A 1,834-nucleotide genomic window follows, 5' to 3' on the forward strand; every position below is an offset into this window, starting at 1 on the left:
TTCATCCATAAGTTGTTTGGATTAGCTTCATAAGTTAGCAATTTAAAGGAAACTCACACTCTATGTTTCTAACGAGTGATTTTTGCACCAGAACCCATTTTTTTATTTCTCCCTTTCTAATGTAATAAGACCCTACCAATTAAAAAATTGGCAAGGCCCTCCGTAATTTTAGTATTACTTTATTTCTCTAATGATTACATAGATGTAATGAACATCAGTAAAAGCATAAAAATTGCTAACAAAACACTTAAGAAGATATTTAACATAGATATGATTACATTATTTTTAACGTTTCTTATTCCGACGATAAGACCGGATACAACTGTAACCCACCAAAGGATATCAAAGAATAATTCATTAAACCTTGCTGTAATTTCAGTGAAAAATAATACAATGAGTAGCAATTGTAGTAAAAGTACCCCAACTCTCAATAATGATGGTGTATTTTGAGTATTTCTACGATGAAAAAGCACCCCAACTACTATAAAAACCAAAATAAGAAATAAAACAAAGAGCATAACTAAACCGATAAAACTCATTAAATTTCTCCTCTGTTTGATTTATATTTGTGTTCGACTAACTAATCGCCTTAAGCGAACCTATTAAATTTCCCTCTACTTCTTTATTTGTAACTGTTTTAAGCATCTTCTTCATTCTTGTACTCTAAAATATCACCAGGCTGACATTCTAATGCTTTGCAAATGGCTTCTAAAGTTGAAAACCTAACTGCTTTTGCCTTGCCATTTTTTAAGATAGAAAGATTGGCCATTGTTATTCCTACCTTCTCCGAAAGTTCTGTAACACTCATTTTTCTTTTAGCCAACATGACATCAATATTGATTATAATTGCCACTTTATTCACCTCAGATTGTGTAATCGTTCTCCGATTTTATATCAATTGCTTGTTGTAAAAGCCTTTTAAGAACCGCAGCAAAGACTGCGATTACCAATGAAGCAAAGACAGGGACCATTCCAACTATTACGAGACCTGGAGCATCATCTTTCTCTGCCGCAAGAAAAACAAATGGCATCATTACCGCATACAGGCCACTAATTGTCATTGCACAGTATTTTATTTTCCTTAAAGCTATTACAGAGATGTTAGAAAACGCTTTGTTCTTGTCAATATAGATTAGAAGTCGGAAAGCCTGATACAACGTGAAAAAGTACGGGATAGCTGAAAGATACATAATGCTTACAGCAGGATATAGTATGTAGGAATAATCTGGGTTTGCTATATTATTAGCTAAATAAAATAAACCAAATAGGCCTAAAGCAAGAACTGGAGCTCCCATAAAAAAAAGAGCTATTTTCAAAAATATTGTTGAACTTTGTTTCATAATAAAGCACCTCACTTATGAATTTCAAATATGAATTTAACACATAATTTATCGTTTTACAATAAATTATTATTATTTTACATATCATTTTTGTTGTTTTTAAAAATCCACTTTCATTTTTAAGGGGAAATGAAAAACTAAAAACTATGCAAATCTTGCCTATCCAGCTAAAACGTTTTAGGAGCTAAATCACTTCTTGTATATATGTAATGAATATCTTACTTTGGTTAAAATACCGTAATTTTTACATGACTTGTCGAAAAATAAAAATTTAATCTAACAGATTCTTCTATAAAAACATGATTGACTCTCCTCTTAGGGTAGACATTAAACTTAAGTTATAAATTAATAGAAAGGGTGTTTGGATATGGATTGTATTATTTCGTAAGGTTGGAAAAAGGGTTCTGGTGCAAATACTGAAGAAAGATGTAAAGAGGTGAAAAGCTCCCTAGTAGAATCTAGTCTTAAGTAGCAATTTCAAATAGTTCATGGAT

3 protein-coding genes are annotated in these 1,834 nt (G+C 31.3%); all 3 read right to left on the reverse strand.

What is annotated here, in order from left to right; genetic code table 11:
• Positions 1-194 precede the first annotated feature (194 nt).
• Positions 195-539 carry a hypothetical protein gene (locus AS180_RS21270; protein ID WP_025907619.1) on the reverse strand — a complete coding sequence of 115 codons (345 nt, stop codon included), beginning with the start codon at positions 537-539 and terminating at the stop codon, positions 195-197.
• 98 nt (positions 540-637) lie between these two features.
• On the reverse strand, positions 638-853 hold the full coding sequence (locus AS180_RS21275; RefSeq protein WP_025907618.1) for a helix-turn-helix domain-containing protein: 216 nt from the start codon (positions 851-853) through the stop codon (positions 638-640).
• A gap of 10 nt (positions 854-863) precedes the next feature.
• Positions 864-1,340, reverse strand: coding sequence for a DUF2975 domain-containing protein (locus AS180_RS21280; protein WP_025907617.1), 477 nt, complete (start codon positions 1,338-1,340; stop codon positions 864-866).
• Between the last annotated feature and the right edge of the window lie 494 nt (positions 1,341-1,834).

The sequence above is a fragment of the Priestia veravalensis genome (assembly GCF_001457055.1).
Lineage (GTDB): Bacteria > Bacillota > Bacilli > Bacillales > Bacillaceae_H > Priestia > Priestia flexa.